A 16,324-nucleotide genomic window follows, 5' to 3' on the forward strand; every position below is an offset into this window, starting at 1 on the left:
GTGGCGGGATGATGTATCGCATCAGAAATTGGTTGGTAGCGACGCTGCTGCTGCTGTGCGCGCAGGCTGGCGCCGCTACGCTCTCTGATATTCAGGTTTCTAACGGTAATCAACAGGCGCGAATAACATTGAGTTTTACTGGCGATCCTGATTACGCGTTTAGCCATCAAAACAAACGCACCGTGGCGCTCGATATCAAACAAACGGGCGTGATTCAGGGGCTACCGTTGTTGTTCAGCGGTAATAATCTGGTGAAGGCGATTCGCTCTGGAACGCCTAAAGATGCACAAACGCTACGGCTAGTGGTCGATCTCACCGAAAACGGTAAAACCGAAGCGGTGAAGCGGCAGAATGGTAGCAATTACACTGTCGTCTTTACGATTAACGCCGATGTTCCACCACCGCCTCCTCCGCCGCCTGTGGTTGCGAAACGCGTTGAAACGCCTGCGGTTGTCGCACCGCGCGTCAGCGAACCAGCGCGCAATCCGTTTAAAACCGAAAGTAACCGCACTACGGGTATTATCAGCAGTAATACGGTAACGCGTCCGGCAGCGCGCGCGACGGCTAACACAGGCGATAAAATTATCATCGCTATTGATGCCGGACACGGCGGTCAGGATCCTGGCGCTATCGGCCCCGGTGGTACGCGGGAGAAAAATGTCACCATCGCCATCGCACGTAAATTGCGTACTTTGCTCAATGACGATCCAATGTTTAAGGGCGTTTTAACCCGTGACGGGGATTACTTTATCTCGGTGATGGGGCGCAGCGATGTGGCACGTAAGCAAAACGCTAATTTCCTCGTGTCGATTCACGCTGATGCCGCACCGAACCGCAGTGCGACTGGCGCTTCCGTATGGGTGCTCTCTAACCGTCGCGCCAACAGCGAAATGGCCAGCTGGCTGGAGCAGCACGAGAAACAGTCGGAGCTGCTGGGCGGAGCGGGCGATGTGCTGGCGAACAGTCAGTCTGACCCGTATTTAAGCCAGGCGGTGCTGGATTTACAGTTCGGTCATTCCCAGCGGGTAGGGTATGATGTGGCGACCAGTATGATCAGTCAGTTGCAACGCATCGGCGAAATTCATAAACGTCGACCAGAACACGCCAGCCTTGGCGTTCTGCGTTCGCCGGATATCCCATCAGTACTGGTCGAAACCGGTTTTATCAGTAACAACAGCGAAGAACGTTTGCTGGCGAGCGACGATTACCAACAACAGCTGGCAGAAGCCATTTACAAAGGCCTGCGCAATTATTTCCTTGCGCATCCGATGCAATCTGCGCCGCAGGGGGCAACGGCACAAACGGCCAGCACGGTGACGACGCCAGATCGCACGCTGCCAAACTAAGGATGATTGATGCCAATTCAGGTCTTACCGCCACAACTGGCGAACCAGATTGCCGCAGGTGAGGTGGTCGAGCGACCTGCGTCGGTAGTCAAAGAACTGGTGGAAAACAGCCTCGATGCGGGTGCGACGCGTATTGATATTGATATCGAACGCGGTGGGGCGAAACTTATCCGCATTCGTGATAACGGCTGCGGTATCAAAAAAGATGAACTGGCGCTGGCGCTGGCGCGTCATGCTACCAGTAAAATCGCCTCTCTGGACGATCTCGAAGCTATTATCAGCCTGGGGTTCCGCGGTGAGGCGCTGGCGAGTATCAGTTCAGTTTCCCGTCTGACGCTCACTTCGCGCACCGCAGAGCAGCAGGAGGCATGGCAAGCGTATGCCGAAGGGCGCGATATGGACGTGACGGTTAAACCGGCGGCGCATCCGGTGGGAACGACGCTGGAAGTGCTGGATCTGTTCTACAATACCCCGGCGCGGCGCAAATTCCTGCGTACCGAGAAAACCGAATTTAACCATATTGATGAAATCATCCGCCGCATTGCGCTGGCGCGTTTCGACGTCACTATCAATCTGTCGCATAACGGCAAAATAGTTCGCCAGTACCGCGCAGTGCCGGAAGGCGGGCAAAAAGAACGGCGCTTAGGCGCGATTTGCGGCACCGCTTTTCTCGAACAAGCGCTGGCGATTGAATGGCAACACGGCGATCTCACGCTGCGCGGCTGGGTGGCAGATCCGAATCACACCACGCCCGCACTGGCAGAAATTCAGTATTGCTACGTGAATGGTCGCATGATGCGCGATCGCCTGATCAATCATGCGATCCGTCAGGCCTGTGAAGACAAACTGGGGGCCGATCAGCAACCGGCATTTGTGTTGTATCTGGAGATCGACCCACATCAAGTGGACGTCAACGTGCACCCCGCCAAACACGAAGTGCGTTTCCATCAGTCGCGTCTGGTGCACGACTTTATCTATCAGGGCGTGCTGAGTGTGCTACAACAACAGCTGGAAACGCCGCTGCCACTGGACGATGAACCTCAACCTGCACCGCGCACCATTCCGGAGAACCGCGTGGCCGCCGGGCGTAATCATTTTGCTGAACCGGCAGTTCGTGAACCGGTAGCCCCCCGCTACTCTCCTGCGCCCGCCTCTGGTGGTCGTCCAGCAGCTTCCTGGCCGAATGCGCAGCCAGGCTACCAGAAACAGCAAGGTGAAGTGTATCGCCAGCTTTTGCAAACGCCTGCGCCGATGCAAAAACCAAAAGCACCTGAACCGCAGGAGCCAGCGCTTGCGGCGAACAGTCAGAGTTTTGGTCGAGTACTGACTATCGTCCATTCCGACTGTGCGTTGCTGGAGCGCGACGGCAACATTTCACTTTTAGCCCTGCCAGTGGCAGAACGTTGGCTGCGTCAGGCGCAGTTGACGCCGGGTGAAACGCCAGTTTGCGCTCAGCCGTTGCTTATTCCGTTGCGGCTAAAAGTTTCTGGCGAAGAAAAATCGGCATTAGAAAAAGCGCAGTCTGCCCTGGCGGAATTGGGTATTGATTTCCAGTCCGATGCACAGTATGTGACCATCAGGGCCGTGCCTTTACCCTTACGCCAACAAAATTTACAAATCTTGATTCCTGAACTGATAGGCTACCTGGCGAAGCAGTCCGTATTCGAACCTGGCAATATTGCGCAGTGGATTGCACGAAATCTGATGAGCGAACATGCGCAGTGGTCAATGGCACAGGCCATCACCCTGCTGGCGGACGTGGAACGGTTATGTCCGCAACTTGTGAAAACGCCGCCGGGTGGTCTGTTACAATCTGTTGATTTACATCCGGCGATAAAAGCCCTGAAAGATGAGTGATATCAGTAAGGCGAGCCTGCCTAAGGCGATTTTTTTGATGGGGCCGACGGCCTCCGGTAAAACGGCGTTAGCCATTGAGCTGCGTAAAATTTTACCAGTAGAGTTGATAAGCGTTGATTCTGCCCTTATTTACAAAGGGATGGATATCGGGACGGCGAAGCCGAACGCTGAAGAGTTACTCGCCGCGCCGCACCGATTGCTGGATATTCGCGATCCGTCGCAGGCTTATTCGGCCGCTGATTTTCGCCGCGATGCGCTGGCGGAAATGGCTGATATCACCGCGGCGGGGCGGATCCCACTATTAGTGGGCGGTACGATGTTGTATTTCAAGGCATTGCTGGAAGGGTTGTCGCCGCTACCGTCGGCAGACCCCGAAGTGCGGGCCAGAATTGAGCAACAGGCGGCAGAGCAAGGTTGGGAGTCATTGCATCGTCAACTTCAGGAGATCGATCCGGTTGCGGCAGCAAGGATTCATCCAAATGATCCACAAAGGCTTTCCCGGGCACTGGAAGTTTTTTTCATTTCGGGTAAAACTTTAACGGAACTGACGCAAACGTCAGGAGACGCTCTACCGTATCAGGTGCATCAGTTCGCCATCGCCCCGGCGAGCCGTGAACTGCTCCATCAACGAATTGAGCAGCGTTTTCATCAGATGTTGGCTTCAGGTTTTGAAGCAGAAGTCCGGGCGCTTTTTGCCCGAGGAGATTTGCATACGGACTTGCCTTCCATTCGTTGCGTGGGTTATCGCCAGATGTGGTCTTACCTTGAAGGCGAAATCTCATACGATGAAATGGTTTATCGAGGTGTTTGCGCCACGAGACAGTTGGCGAAGCGGCAGATAACCTGGCTGCGTGGTTGGGAAGGGGTTCACTGGCTTGACAGTGAAAAACCAGAACAGGCGCGTGATGAAGTATTACAGGTTGTTGGTGCTATCGCAGGCTGAATGTGTACAATTGAGACGTATCGTGCGCAATTTTTTCAGAATCGAAAGGTTCAAAGTACAAATAAGCATATAAGGAAAAGAGAGAATGGCTAAGGGGCAATCTTTACAAGATCCGTTCCTGAACGCACTGCGTCGGGAACGTGTTCCAGTTTCTATTTATTTGGTGAATGGTATTAAGCTGCAAGGACAAATCGAGTCTTTTGATCAGTTCGTGATCCTGTTGAAAAACACGGTCAGCCAGATGGTTTACAAGCACGCGATTTCTACTGTTGTCCCGTCTCGCCCGGTTTCTCATCACAGTAACAACGCCGGTGGCGGTACCAGCAGTAACTACCATCATGGTAGCAGCGCGCAGAATACTTCCGCGCAACAGGACAGCGAAGAAACCGAATAAGGTTTCATGCTGTTTTTTTTACACGGGGAGCCAGCGATCCTGCGTTCCCCGCTGATCTATTTAGAGGGTTATACGCTTGTTTGACCGTTATGATGCTGGTGAGCAGGCGGTACTGGTACACATCTATTTTACGCAAGACAAAGATATGGAAGACCTCCAGGAGTTTGAATCTCTGGTCTCTTCCGCCGGTGTCGAAGCATTGCAGGTGATTACCGGTAGCCGTAAAGCGCCGCACCCAAAGTATTTTGTAGGTGAAGGTAAAGCAGTTGAAATTGCGGAAGCTGTCAAAGCGACGGGTGCTTCGGTCGTTCTTTTTGACCATGCCCTGAGCCCGGCGCAAGAGCGTAACCTGGAGCGTTTGTGCGAGTGTCGTGTTATCGACCGCACCGGCCTTATTTTAGATATTTTCGCCCAGCGTGCGCGTACCCATGAGGGTAAGTTGCAGGTTGAGCTGGCGCAGTTGCGCCATCTGGCTACGCGCCTGGTGCGTGGCTGGACCCACCTTGAAAGACAGAAAGGCGGGATCGGTTTGCGTGGTCCGGGTGAAACCCAGCTCGAAACCGACCGTCGTTTGTTGCGTAATCGCATCGTGCAGATACAGTCGCGCCTGGAAAGAGTTGAAAAACAGCGTGAGCAGGGGCGGCAATCGCGTATCAAAGCCGACGTTCCTACTGTTTCGCTGGTGGGATATACCAACGCCGGTAAATCTACCCTTTTCAATCGCATCACCGAAGCGCGGGTCTATGCGGCAGACCAGTTGTTTGCCACCCTCGACCCGACGTTGCGGCGTATTGACGTCGCGGATGTCGGTGAAACCGTGTTGGCAGATACCGTAGGGTTTATTCGCCACCTGCCGCACGATCTGGTGGCGGCATTTAAAGCCACGTTACAAGAGACGCGGCAAGCCACATTGCTGCTGCACGTCATTGACGCGGCAGATGTGCGAGTACAAGAAAACATCGAAGCGGTGAATACGGTTCTTGAAGAGATCGATGCTCACGAGATCCCAACCCTGCTGGTGATGAACAAGATCGATATGCTGGAAGATTTCGAACCGCGTATTGATCGGGACGAAGAGAACAAACCGATCCGTGTCTGGCTTTCCGCACAGACCGGAGCGGGGATACCACAGCTTTTTCAGGCTTTGACGGAGCGGCTTTCCGGCGAGGTGGCGCAGCATACATTGCGTCTGCCACCGCAGGAAGGGCGTCTGAGAAGTCGTTTTTATCAGCTTCAGGCAATAGAAAAAGAGTGGATGGAGGAGGACGGCAGCGTAAGTCTGCAAGTTCGTATGCCGATCGTTGACTGGCGTCGCCTCTGTAAACAAGAACCGGCGTTGATCGATTACCTGATCTAACGGCGTAGCGTCTGAAGCGTGGAGTCATATCCTCTGGCGTCGAAAGACAACAGGGATCACCGCATAACAAATATGGAGCACAAACATGGCGTGGAATCAGCCCGGTAATAACGGACAAGACCGCGACCCGTGGGGAAGCAGCAAACCTGGCGGCAACTCTGAGGGAAATGGAAACAAAGGCGGTCGCGATCAAGGGCCACCTGATTTAGATGATATCTTCCGCAAACTGAGCAAAAAGCTCGGTGGTCTGGGCGGCGGTAAAGGCACCGGATCTGGCGGTGGTAATTCATCGCAAGGCCCGCGCCCGCAGCTTGGCGGTCGTGTCGTTACCATCGCAGCGGCAGCGATTGTCATTATTTGGGCGGCCAGTGGTTTCTACACCATTAAAGAAGCCGAACGCGGCGTGGTAACACGCTTTGGTAAATTCAGCCATCTGGTTGAGCCGGGTCTGAACTGGAAACCGACGTTTATCGACGAAGTCAAACCGGTGAATGTGGAAGCCGTGCGTGAACTGGCTGCTTCCGGTGTGATGCTGACGTCGGACGAAAACGTGGTGCGCGTTGAGATGAACGTACAGTACCGCGTCACCAATCCGGAAAAATATCTATATAGCGTGACCAGCCCGGATGACAGCCTGCGTCAGGCTACCGACAGCGCCCTGCGTGGGGTTATCGGTAAATACACCATGGACCGCATTCTGACGGAAGGTCGTACCGTGATTCGTAGCGATACTCAGCGCGAACTGGAAGAGACGATTCGTCCGTATGACATGGGTATCACTCTGCTGGACGTCAACTTCCAGGCAGCTCGTCCGCCGGAAGAAGTAAAAGCGGCGTTTGACGATGCGATTGCCGCGCGTGAAAACGAACAGCAATACATTCGTGAAGCAGAAGCGTATACCAACGAAGTTCAGCCGCGTGCGAACGGTCAGGCGCAACGTATCCTCGAAGAGGCGCGTGCGTACAAGGCTCAGACTATCCTGGAAGCCCAGGGTGAAGTGGCACGCTTTGCTAAACTTCTGCCGGAATATAAAGCTGCGCCGGAAATTACCCGCGAGCGTCTGTATATCGAGACGATGGAAAAAGTGTTGGGCAACACCCGCAAAGTGCTGGTTAACGATAAAGGTGGCAACCTGATGGTTCTGCCGTTAGACCAGATGCTGAAAGGTGGTAACGCCCCTGCGGCGAAGAGCGATAACGGTGCCAGCAATCTGCTGCGTCTGCCGCCAGCCTCTTCCTCCACAACCAGTGGAGCAAGCAACACGTCGTCCACCAGTCAGGGCGATATTATGGACCAACGCCGCGCTAACGCGCAGCGTAACGACTACCAGCGTCAGGGGGAATAACGATGCGTAAGTCAGTTATCGCGATTATCATCATCGTGCTGGTAGTGCTTTACATGTCTGTCTTTGTCGTCAAAGAAGGTGAGCGCGGTATTACGCTGCGTTTTGGTAAGGTACTGCGTGACGATGACAACAAACCTCTGGTTTATGAGCCGGGTCTGCATTTCAAGATACCGTTCATTGAAACGGTGAAAATGCTTGATGCACGTATTCAGACCATGGACAACCAGGCCGACCGCTTTGTGACTAAAGAGAAGAAAGACCTGATCGTCGACTCTTACATCAAATGGCGCATCAGTGATTTCAGTCGTTACTACCTGGCAACGGGCGGTGGCGACATTTCGCAAGCGGAAGTGCTGTTGAAACGTAAGTTCTCTGACCGTCTGCGTTCTGAAATTGGTCGTCTGGATGTGAAAGACATCGTCACCGATTCTCGTGGTCGTCTGACCCTGGAAGTACGTGACGCGCTAAACTCCGGTTCTGCGGGTACAGAAGATGAAGTTACTACTCCGGCTGCAGATAACGCCATTGCCGAAGCGGCAGAGCGCGTAACGGCTGAGACGAAGGGTAAAGTACCGGTCATCAACCCGAACAGTATGGCGGCGCTGGGTATTGAAGTTGTCGATGTGCGTATCAAGCAGATCAACCTGCCGACCGAAGTGTCTGAAGCGATCTACAACCGCATGCGCGCCGAGCGTGAAGCGGTAGCACGTCGTCACCGTTCACAAGGTCAGGAAGAAGCGGAAAAACTGCGCGCGACTGCCGACTATGAAGTGACCAGAACGCTGGCAGAAGCGGAGCGTCAGGGCCGCATCATGCGTGGTGAAGGCGATGCAGAAGCAGCCAAACTGTTTGCTGATGCATTCAGTAAAGATCCGGACTTCTACGCATTCATCCGTAGCCTGCGTGCTTATGAGAACAGCTTCTCTGGCAATCAGGACGTGATGGTCATGAGCCCGGACAGCGATTTCTTCCGCTACATGAAGACGCCGACTTCCGCAACGCGTTAATATAACGACTGCGGTACAGGTCAATAAAGCCACCGCATCCTCAGGGATGTCGGTGGTTTTCTTTTTCTATAAGGATAATGAATGAATTCGACAATCTGGCTGGCGCTTGCCCTGGTTTTGGTGCTGGAAGGTTTAGGGCCGATGCTTTACCCGAAGGCATGGAAGAAGATGATCGCTGCGATGACCAATTTGCCCGATAATATTTTACGTCGTTTTGGCGGTGGACTTGTGGTTGCGGGCGTTGTGGTCTACTACATGTTGAGGAAAACGATTGGCTGAACAAAAAACAGACTGATCGAGGTCATTTTTGAGTGCAAAAAGTGCTGTAACTCTGAAAAAGCGATGGTAGAATCCATTTTTAAGCAAACGGTGATTTTGAAAAATGGGTAACAACGTCGTCGTACTGGGCACCCAATGGGGTGACGAAGGTAAAGGTAAGATCGTCGATCTTCTGACTGAACGGGCTAAATATGTTGTACGCTACCAGGGCGGTCACAACGCAGGCCATACTCTCGTAATCAACGGTGAAAAAACCGTTCTCCATCTTATTCCATCAGGTATTCTCCGCGAGAATGTAATCAGCATCATCGGTAACGGTGTTGTGCTGTCTCCGGCCGCGCTGATGAAAGAGATGAAAGAACTTGAAGACCGTGGCATCCCCGTTCGTGAGCGTCTGCTGCTGTCTGAAGCATGTCCGCTGATCCTTGATTATCACGTTGCGCTGGATAACGCGCGTGAGAAAGCGCGCGGCGCGAAAGCGATCGGCACCACGGGTCGTGGTATCGGGCCTGCTTATGAAGATAAAGTGGCACGTCGTGGTCTGCGTGTTGGCGACCTTTTCGACAAAGAAACCTTCGCTGAAAAACTGAAAGAAGTGATGGAATATCACAACTTCCAGTTGGTTAACTACTACAAAGCTGAAGCGGTTGATTACCAGAAAGTTCTGGATGATACGATGGCTGTTGCCGACATCCTGACTTCTATGGTGGTTGACGTTTCTGACCTGCTCGACCAGGCGCGTCAGCGTGGCGATTTCGTCATGTTCGAAGGTGCGCAGGGTACGCTGCTGGATATCGACCACGGTACTTATCCGTACGTAACTTCTTCCAACACCACTGCAGGTGGCGTGGCGACCGGTTCCGGCCTGGGCCCGCGTTATGTTGATTACGTTCTGGGTATCCTCAAAGCTTACTCCACTCGTGTAGGTGCAGGTCCGTTCCCGACCGAACTGTTTGATGAAACTGGTGAGTTCCTCTGCAAGCAGGGTAACGAATTCGGCGCAACTACGGGTCGTCGTCGTCGTACCGGCTGGCTGGACACCGTTGCCGTTCGTCGTGCGGTACAGCTGAACTCCCTGTCTGGCTTCTGCCTGACCAAACTGGACGTTCTGGATGGCCTGAAAGAGGTGAAACTCTGCGTGGCTTACCGTATGCCGGATGGTCGCGAAGTGACTACCACTCCGCTGGCAGCAGACGACTGGAAAGGTGTAGAGCCGATTTACGAAACCATGCCGGGCTGGTCTGAATCCACCTTCGGCGTGAAAGATCGTAGCGGTCTGCCGCAGGCGGCACTGAACTACATCAAGCGTATTGAAGAACTGACCGGTGTGCCGATCGATATCATCTCTACCGGCCCGGATCGTACTGAAACCATGATTCTGCGCGATCCGTTCGACGCGTAATTCTGGTACGCCTGGCAGATATTTTGCCTGCCGGGCTAACAGTGTGATACATTGCTGTGTCGGTTAAGCCATTACGCTTTCCGACACAGTGTTAAATCCTCGCTTTTTTCCTTCCCCAAACTGAAATAAATTAGCGACACAGCTTGTGGCTGGTTTATCATCAATATAAATGTATTTTTTCCCGATTTCCCTTTTGAGGTTGATGTGCAGTTAACGAGTTTCACTGATTACGGATTACGTGCGCTGATCTACATGGCGTCATTGCCAGAAGGGCGGATGACCAGTATTTCTGAAGTGACTGACGTCTACGGCGTCTCCCGTAATCATATGGTCAAAATAATCAATCAACTTAGTCGTGCCGGCTACGTGACTGCTGTTCGTGGAAAAAATGGCGGCATTCGCCTGGGGAAACCGGCGAGTGCGATACGTATTGGTGATGTGGTGCGCGAGCTGGAACCTTTATCGCTGGTGAATTGCAGCAGTGAGTTTTGCCACATTACACCTGCCTGTCGGTTGAAACAGGCACTTTCTAAGGCCGTGCAAAGTTTTCTTACGGAACTGGATAACTACACGCTTGCCGATTTGGTTGAAGAGAATCAACCGCTTTATAAATTATTGCTGGTGGAGTGACGAAAATCTTCATCAGAGATGACAACGGAGGAACCGAGATGTCACAAGATCCTTTCCAGGAACGCGAAGCTGAAAAATACGCGAATCCCATCCCTAGTCGGGAATTTATCCTCGAACATTTAACCAAACGTGAAAAACCGGCCAGCCGTGATGAGTTGGCGGTAGAACTGCACATTGAAGGCGAAGAGCAGCTTGAAGGCCTGCGTCGCCGCCTGCGCGCGATGGAGCGCGATGGTCAACTGGTCTTTACTCGCCGTCAGTGCTATGCGCTGCCGGAACGCCTCGACCTGGTGAAAGGTACCGTTATTGGCCACCGTGATGGCTACGGCTTTCTGCGGGTTGAAGGGCGTAAAGATGATTTGTATCTCTCCAGCGAGCAGATGAAAACCTGCATTCATGGCGATCAGGTGCTGGCGCAGCCGCTGGGCGCTGACCGTAAAGGTCGTCGTGAAGCGCGTATTGTCCGCGTACTGGTGCCAAAAACCAGCCAGATTGTTGGTCGCTACTTTACTGAAGCGGGCGTCGGCTTTGTGGTTCCTGACGATAGCCGTCTGAGCTTCGATATCTTAATCCCGCCCGATCAGATCATGGGCGCGCGGATGGGCTTTGTGGTCGTAGTCGAACTGACTCAGCGTCCGACTCGCCGCACCAAAGCGGTGGGTAAAATCGTCGAAGTGCTGGGCGACAATATGGGCACCGGCATGGCGGTTGATATCGCTCTGCGTACCCATGAAATTCCGTACATCTGGCCGCAGGCTGTTGAGCAACAGGTTGCCGGGCTGAAAGAAGAAGTGCCGGAAGAAGCAAAAGCGGGCCGTGTTGATCTGCGCGATTTACCGCTGGTCACCATTGATGGCGAAGACGCCCGTGACTTTGACGATGCAGTTTACTGCGAGAAAAAACGCGGCGGCGGCTGGCGTTTATGGGTCGCGATTGCCGACGTCAGCTACTATGTGCGTCCGCCAACGCCGCTGGACAGAGAAGCGCGTAACCGTGGCACGTCGGTGTACTTCCCTTCGCAGGTTATCCCGATGCTGCCGGAAGTGCTCTCTAACGGCCTGTGTTCGCTCAACCCGCAGGTAGACCGCCTGTGTATGGTGTGCGAGATGACGGTTTCGTCGAAAGGCCGCCTGACGGGCTACAAATTCTACGAAGCGGTGATGAGCTCTCACGCGCGTCTGACCTACACCAAAGTCTGGCATATTCTGCAGGGCGATCAGGATCTGCGCGAGCAGTACGCCCCGCTGGTTAAGCATCTCGAAGAGTTGCATAACCTCTATAAAGTGCTGGATAAAGCCCGTGAAGAACGCGGTGGGATCTCATTTGAGAGCGAAGAAGCGAAGTTCATTTTCAACGCTGAACGCCGTATTGAACGTATCGAACAGACCCAGCGTAACGACGCGCACAAATTAATTGAAGAGTGCATGATTCTGGCGAATATCTCGGCGGCGCGTTTCGTTGAGAAAGCGAAAGAACCGGCACTGTTCCGTATTCACGACAAGCCGAGCACCGAAGCGATTACCTCTTTCCGTTCAGTGCTGGCGGAGCTGGGGCTGGAGCTGCCGGGTGGTAACAAGCCGGAACCGCGTGACTACGCGGAACTGCTGGAGTCGGTTGCCGACCGTCCTGATGCAGAAATGCTGCAAACCATGCTGCTACGCTCGATGAAACAGGCGATTTACGATCCAGAAAACCGTGGTCACTTCGGTCTGGCATTGCAGTCCTATGCGCACTTTACTTCGCCGATTCGTCGTTATCCTGACCTGACGCTGCACCGCGCCATTAAATATCTGCTGGCGAAAGAGCAGGGGCATCAGGGCAACACCACTGAAACCGGCGGCTACCATTATTCGATGGAAGAGATGTTGCAACTGGGTCAGCACTGTTCGATGGCGGAACGTCGTGCCGACGAAGCAACGCGCGATGTCGCTGACTGGCTGAAGTGTGACTTCATGCTCGACCAGGTAGGTAACGTCTTTAAAGGCGTAATTTCCAGCGTCACTGGCTTTGGCTTCTTCGTCCGTCTGGACGACTTGTTCATTGATGGTCTGGTCCATGTCTCTTCGCTGGACAATGACTACTATCGCTTTGACCAGGTAGGGCAACGCCTGATGGGGGAATCCAGCGGCCAGACTTATCGCCTGGGCGATCGCGTGGAAGTTCGCGTCGAAGCGGTTAATATGGACGAGCGCAAAATCGACTTTAGTCTGATCTCCAGTGAACGCGCACCGCGCAACGTCGGTAAAACGGCGCGCGAGAAAGCGAAAAAAGGCGATGCAGGCAAAAAAGGCGGCAAGCGTCGTCAGGTCGGTAAAAAGGTAAACTTTGAGCCAGACAGCGCCTTCCGCGGTGAGAAAAAAACGAAGCCGAAAGCGGCGAAGAAAGACGCGAGAAAAGCGAAAAAGCCATCGGCGAAAACGCAGAAAATAGCCGCAGCGACCAAAGCGAAGCGTGCGGCGAAGAAAAAAGTGGCAGAGTGATCAATACCCTCTTTAAAAGAAGAGGGTTAGATTGCTGACAAAATGCGCTTTGTTCATGCCGGATGCGGCGTGAACGCCTTATCCGGCCTACATAATCACGCAAATTCAATATATTGCAGAGATCATGTAGGCCGGATAAACGTAGTGCATCAGGCAAAACGTAAACAACGAGTACATTAATGAGCGAAATGATTTACGGCATCCACGCAGTGCAGGCCCTGCTGGAGCGCGCCCCTGAACGTTTTCAGGAAGTCTTTATTTTAAAAGGCCGTGAAGATAAACGTCTGTTACCGCTGATTCACGCCCTTGAGTCTCAGGGCGTGGTTATCCAGTTGGCAAACCGCCAATATCTCGACGAGAAAAGCGACGGTGCCGTGCATCAGGGCATTATCGCCCGCGTGAAGCCAGGACGTCAGTATCAGGAAAACGATCTGCCGGATCTGATCGCTTCGCTCGATCAACCGTTCCTGCTGATCCTCGACGGTGTAACCGATCCGCACAACCTCGGCGCGTGCCTGCGTAGCGCGGACGCTGCTGGCGTTCACGCGGTGATTGTGCCGAAAGATCGCTCCGCACAGCTCAACGCTACGGCGAAAAAAGTAGCCTGCGGCGCGGCAGAAAGCGTTCCACTGATTCGGGTGACTAACCTTGCGCGCACCATGCGTATGTTGCAGGAAGAGAATATCTGGATCGTCGGTACGGCAGGCGAGGCGGATCATACACTCTATCAGAGCAAAATGACCGGACGCCTGGCGCTGGTGATGGGCGCGGAAGGTGAAGGTATGCGTCGCCTGACCCGTGAACATTGCGATGAGTTGATCAGCATCCCAATGGCAGGAAGTGTTTCTTCCCTGAACGTTTCGGTTGCAACCGGAATTTGCTTATTTGAAGCGGTTCGTCAGCGCAGCTAGTTCGTCTGAATTATGAAAAGCCATCCAGATTTGGATGGTTTTTTTTTGTCTATAGCTGGTAAGATAATTACGTACTGCAAATATTCATTTTATTAATATTTAAACTAAATCTATATGGAATAATATATGACATGGAATCCGTTGGCGCTGGCGACGGCGCTGCAAACTGTACCTGAACAAAATATTGATGTGACAAATAGCGAGAGCGCATTAATTATTAAAATGAATGATTATGGCGATTTGCAAATCAATATTCTTTTTACTTCCCGCCAAATGATTATCGAAACCTTTATTTGTCCGGTAAGTAGTATCAGCAATCCAGATGAATTTAATACCTTCTTATTAAGAAATCAGAAGATGATGCCGTTGTCATCGGTAGGAATCTCCAGCGTGCAACAGGAAGAGTATTACATTGTTTTCGGGGCGTTATCGCTTAAATCTTCTCTTGAAGATATCCTGCTTGAGATAACCTCGCTGGTAGATAACGCATTGGATCTGGCTGAAATTACAGAAGAATATTCACACTAATTACAAGGACGGGTATTTATGGGAATTTTAAAAAGTTTATTTACGCTGGGGAAATCGTTTATCTCCCAGGCGGAAGAATCCATTGAAGAAACCCAGGGCGTGCGCATGCTGGAACAGCATATTCGTGACGCTAAAGCTGAACTCGATAAAGCCGGAAAATCTCGCGTTGATCTGCTGGCGCGGGTGAAATTAAGTCACGATAAGCTGAAAGATTTACGTGAGCGCAAAGCCAGTCTGGAAGCCCGTGCGCTGGAAGCGTTAAGCAAGAACGTTAATCCGTCGTTGATTAACGAAGTTGCTGAAGAAATCGCGCGCCTTGAGAATCTCATTACCGCTGAAGAGCAAGTGTTGTCGAATCTGGAAGTCTCCCGTGATGGCGTGGAAAAAGCAGTTACAGCGACAGCGCAGCGTATCGCTCAGTTTGAGCAGCAAATGGAAGTCGTTAAAGCCACTGAAGCCATGCAGCGTGCACAACAGGCTGTAACAACCTCTACCGTTGGCGCATCTTCCAGCGTTTCGACAGCGGCAGAATCCTTAAAACGCCTGCAAACGCGTCAGGCCGAACGTCAGGCTCGCCTGGATGCTGCTGCACAGTTGGAAAAAGTCGCAGACGGTCGCGATCTTGATGAAAAGCTGGCGGAAGCCGGAATTGGCGGTAGCAATAAAAGTAGCGCCCAGGATGTATTAGCAAGACTGCAACGCCAACAGGGCGAGTAATTTTTTTGCCAGCCTCGCTAAAAGGCTGGCAACTATTTTAAGGATAAAATATGTCTGGTTTTTTCCAGCGTCTGTTTGGCAAGGATAATAAGCCTGCTATCGCTCGCGGTCCGCTGGGACTTCATCTCAATAGTGGCTTTACGCTCGACACGTTAGCGTTTCGTTTGCTGGAAGATGAATTGCTGATTGCGCTGCCGGGTGAGGAATTTACGGTAGCCGCTGTCAGCCACATCGATCTGGGCGGCGGTAGTCAGATTTTCCGCTACTACACTTCAGGCGATGAATTTCTGCAAATCAATACCACCGGCGGCGAAGATATTGATGACATTGATGATATCAAGCTCTTTGTCTATGAAGAGAGCTACGGTATCAGTAAAGAGAGTCACTGGCGCGAGGCGATCAACGCCAAAGTGATGGGGGCAATGATCTTAAACTGGCAGGAAAAACGCTGGCAGCGATTTTTTAACAGCGAAGAACCGGGAAATATCGAACCCGTCTACATGCTGGAAAAAGTAGAAAATCAAAACCATGCCAAATGGGAGGTCCATAATTTTACCATGGGCTACCAACGCCAAGTAACCGAAGATACTTACGAATATTTGCTGTTAAATGGTGAGGAATCTTTTAACGATCTCGGCGAGCCAGAGTGGTTATTTTCGCGCGCGTTGGGTGTCGATATCCCGCTGACATCACTTCATATTATTGGTTAATTACAAGGACGTTTACAATGCATATACTGGATTCACTTCTTGCCTTTAGTGCCTATTTTTTTATTGGCGTGGCTATGGTGATTATTTTTCTGTTTATCTACTCCAAAATTACACCGCACAACGAATGGCAATTAATCAAAAACAATAATACCGCGGCGTCACTGGCATTCAGCGGTACATTGTTGGGTTACGTGATCCCCTTATCCAGTGCGGCAATCAATGCGGTGAGTATTCCAGACTATTTCGCCTGGGGCGGGATTGCACTGGTGATTCAGTTACTCGTTTTTGCTGGTGTCAGACTTTATATGCCCGCATTAAGCGAAAAAATTATTAATCACAATACCGCAGCAGGAATGTTTATGGGAACCGCCGCACTGGCTGGTGGTATTTTTAACGCAGCTTGTATGACATGGTAATG

16 protein-coding genes are annotated in these 16,324 nt (G+C 52.2%); all 16 read left to right on the top strand.

The features are described from left to right. Positions 1-8: 8 nt before the first annotated feature. Entirely contained in the window at positions 9-1,346 is a 1,338-nt protein-coding gene (gene amiB, locus BEB42_RS13165) for an N-acetylmuramoyl-L-alanine amidase AmiB (RefSeq protein WP_000990287.1), read from the top strand. A 9-nt stretch (positions 1,347-1,355) separates the two neighbouring features. After that, positions 1,356-3,203, top strand: a complete 1,848-nt coding sequence (mutL, locus tag BEB42_RS13170; RefSeq protein ID WP_001353511.1) for a DNA mismatch repair endonuclease MutL — start codon at positions 1,356-1,358, stop codon at positions 3,201-3,203. Continuing rightward, the gene (gene miaA / locus BEB42_RS13175; protein WP_001280339.1) at positions 3,196-4,146 is read left to right on the top strand and encodes a tRNA (adenosine(37)-N6)-dimethylallyltransferase MiaA; all 951 of its coding nucleotides are present in this window, start codon (positions 3,196-3,198) and stop codon (positions 4,144-4,146) included. Before mutL ends, miaA begins: the two co-directional genes overlap by 8 nt. A gap of 85 nt (positions 4,147-4,231) precedes the next feature. Further along, positions 4,232-4,540 carry an RNA chaperone Hfq gene (hfq, locus tag BEB42_RS13180; RefSeq protein ID WP_001051883.1) on the top strand — a complete coding sequence of 103 codons (309 nt, stop codon included), beginning with the start codon at positions 4,232-4,234 and terminating at the stop codon, positions 4,538-4,540. Positions 4,541-4,616: 76 nt separating this feature from the next. Next, positions 4,617-5,897: a ribosome rescue GTPase HflX gene (gene hflX, locus BEB42_RS13185; RefSeq protein ID WP_000460360.1), complete on the top strand. Its 1,281-nt coding sequence runs from the start codon at positions 4,617-4,619 to the stop codon at positions 5,895-5,897. Positions 5,898-5,982: 85 nt separating this feature from the next. Then, positions 5,983-7,242, top strand: a complete 1,260-nt coding sequence (gene hflK, locus BEB42_RS13190; protein ID WP_000312477.1) for an FtsH protease activity modulator HflK — start codon at positions 5,983-5,985, stop codon at positions 7,240-7,242. A 2-nt stretch (positions 7,243-7,244) separates the two neighbouring features. After that, positions 7,245-8,249: a protease modulator HflC gene (gene hflC / locus BEB42_RS13195; protein WP_001232412.1), complete on the top strand. Its 1,005-nt coding sequence runs from the start codon at positions 7,245-7,247 to the stop codon at positions 8,247-8,249. An 81-nt stretch (positions 8,250-8,330) separates the two neighbouring features. Beyond that, positions 8,331-8,528: a DUF2065 domain-containing protein gene (locus BEB42_RS13200; RefSeq protein WP_001089292.1), complete on the top strand. Its 198-nt coding sequence runs from the start codon at positions 8,331-8,333 to the stop codon at positions 8,526-8,528. Positions 8,529-8,631: 103 nt separating this feature from the next. Further along, positions 8,632-9,930: an adenylosuccinate synthase gene (purA, locus tag BEB42_RS13205; protein ID WP_000527940.1), complete on the top strand. Its 1,299-nt coding sequence runs from the start codon at positions 8,632-8,634 to the stop codon at positions 9,928-9,930. A gap of 204 nt (positions 9,931-10,134) precedes the next feature. Continuing rightward, a complete protein-coding gene (nsrR, locus tag BEB42_RS13210; RefSeq protein ID WP_001177639.1) occupies positions 10,135-10,560 on the top strand; it encodes a nitric oxide-sensing transcriptional repressor NsrR in 426 nt (141 codons plus the stop codon). 38 nt (positions 10,561-10,598) lie between these two features. Next, positions 10,599-13,040, top strand: coding sequence for a ribonuclease R (gene rnr, locus BEB42_RS13215; protein WP_000076316.1), 2,442 nt, complete (start codon positions 10,599-10,601; stop codon positions 13,038-13,040). A 179-nt stretch (positions 13,041-13,219) separates the two neighbouring features. After that, positions 13,220-13,951 carry a 23S rRNA (guanosine(2251)-2'-O)-methyltransferase RlmB gene (gene rlmB, locus BEB42_RS13220; RefSeq protein ID WP_001293282.1) on the top strand — a complete coding sequence of 244 codons (732 nt, stop codon included), beginning with the start codon at positions 13,220-13,222 and terminating at the stop codon, positions 13,949-13,951. A 126-nt stretch (positions 13,952-14,077) separates the two neighbouring features. Further along, on the top strand, positions 14,078-14,479 hold the full coding sequence (locus tag BEB42_RS13230) for a YjfI family protein (RefSeq protein ID WP_000220137.1): 402 nt from the start codon (positions 14,078-14,080) through the stop codon (positions 14,477-14,479). A gap of 18 nt (positions 14,480-14,497) precedes the next feature. Beyond that, positions 14,498-15,196 (top strand): PspA/IM30 family protein, encoded by a 699-nt coding sequence (locus BEB42_RS13235; protein ID WP_000511955.1) that lies wholly within the window; start codon positions 14,498-14,500, stop codon positions 15,194-15,196. Between the two features lie 50 nt (positions 15,197-15,246). Beyond that, positions 15,247-15,906 carry a YjfK family protein gene (locus BEB42_RS13240; protein ID WP_000012553.1) on the top strand — a complete coding sequence of 220 codons (660 nt, stop codon included), beginning with the start codon at positions 15,247-15,249 and terminating at the stop codon, positions 15,904-15,906. Between the two features lie 17 nt (positions 15,907-15,923). Next, the gene (locus BEB42_RS13245; protein ID WP_000547760.1) at positions 15,924-16,322 is read left to right on the top strand and encodes a DUF350 domain-containing protein; all 399 of its coding nucleotides are present in this window, start codon (positions 15,924-15,926) and stop codon (positions 16,320-16,322) included. The last annotated feature ends 2 nt before the right edge of the window (positions 16,323-16,324 follow it).

Origin of the sequence: Escherichia sp. MOD1-EC5990 (assembly GCF_002965285.1) — a bacterium.
GTDB classification, from domain to species: Bacteria; Pseudomonadota; Gammaproteobacteria; order Enterobacterales; family Enterobacteriaceae; genus Escherichia; species Escherichia coli_F.

Bases quoted from the DNA above. Each gene is read 5' to 3' on its own strand.
- BEB42_RS13230 (WP_000220137.1), top strand. From the start codon at position 14,078: ATGACATGGAATCCGTTGGCGCTGGCGACGGCGCTGCAAACTGTACCT.
- hflC (WP_001232412.1), top strand. From the start codon at position 7,245: ATGCGTAAGTCAGTTATCGCGATTATCATCATCGTGCTGGTAGTGCTT.
- purA (WP_000527940.1), top strand. From the start codon at position 8,632: ATGGGTAACAACGTCGTCGTACTGGGCACCCAATGGGGTGACGAAGGT.
- amiB (WP_000990287.1), top strand. From the start codon at position 9: ATGATGTATCGCATCAGAAATTGGTTGGTAGCGACGCTGCTGCTGCTG.
- rlmB (WP_001293282.1), top strand. From the start codon at position 13,220: ATGAGCGAAATGATTTACGGCATCCACGCAGTGCAGGCCCTGCTGGAG.
- miaA (WP_001280339.1), top strand. From the start codon at position 3,196: ATGAGTGATATCAGTAAGGCGAGCCTGCCTAAGGCGATTTTTTTGATG.
- hfq (WP_001051883.1), top strand. From the start codon at position 4,232: ATGGCTAAGGGGCAATCTTTACAAGATCCGTTCCTGAACGCACTGCGT.
- mutL (WP_001353511.1), top strand. From the start codon at position 1,356: ATGCCAATTCAGGTCTTACCGCCACAACTGGCGAACCAGATTGCCGCA.
- BEB42_RS13200 (WP_001089292.1), top strand. From the start codon at position 8,331: ATGAATTCGACAATCTGGCTGGCGCTTGCCCTGGTTTTGGTGCTGGAA.
- hflK (WP_000312477.1), top strand. From the start codon at position 5,983: ATGGCGTGGAATCAGCCCGGTAATAACGGACAAGACCGCGACCCGTGG.
- rnr (WP_000076316.1), top strand. From the start codon at position 10,599: ATGTCACAAGATCCTTTCCAGGAACGCGAAGCTGAAAAATACGCGAAT.
- BEB42_RS13240 (WP_000012553.1), top strand. From the start codon at position 15,247: ATGTCTGGTTTTTTCCAGCGTCTGTTTGGCAAGGATAATAAGCCTGCT.
- BEB42_RS13245 (WP_000547760.1), top strand. From the start codon at position 15,924: ATGCATATACTGGATTCACTTCTTGCCTTTAGTGCCTATTTTTTTATT.
- BEB42_RS13235 (WP_000511955.1), top strand. From the start codon at position 14,498: ATGGGAATTTTAAAAAGTTTATTTACGCTGGGGAAATCGTTTATCTCC.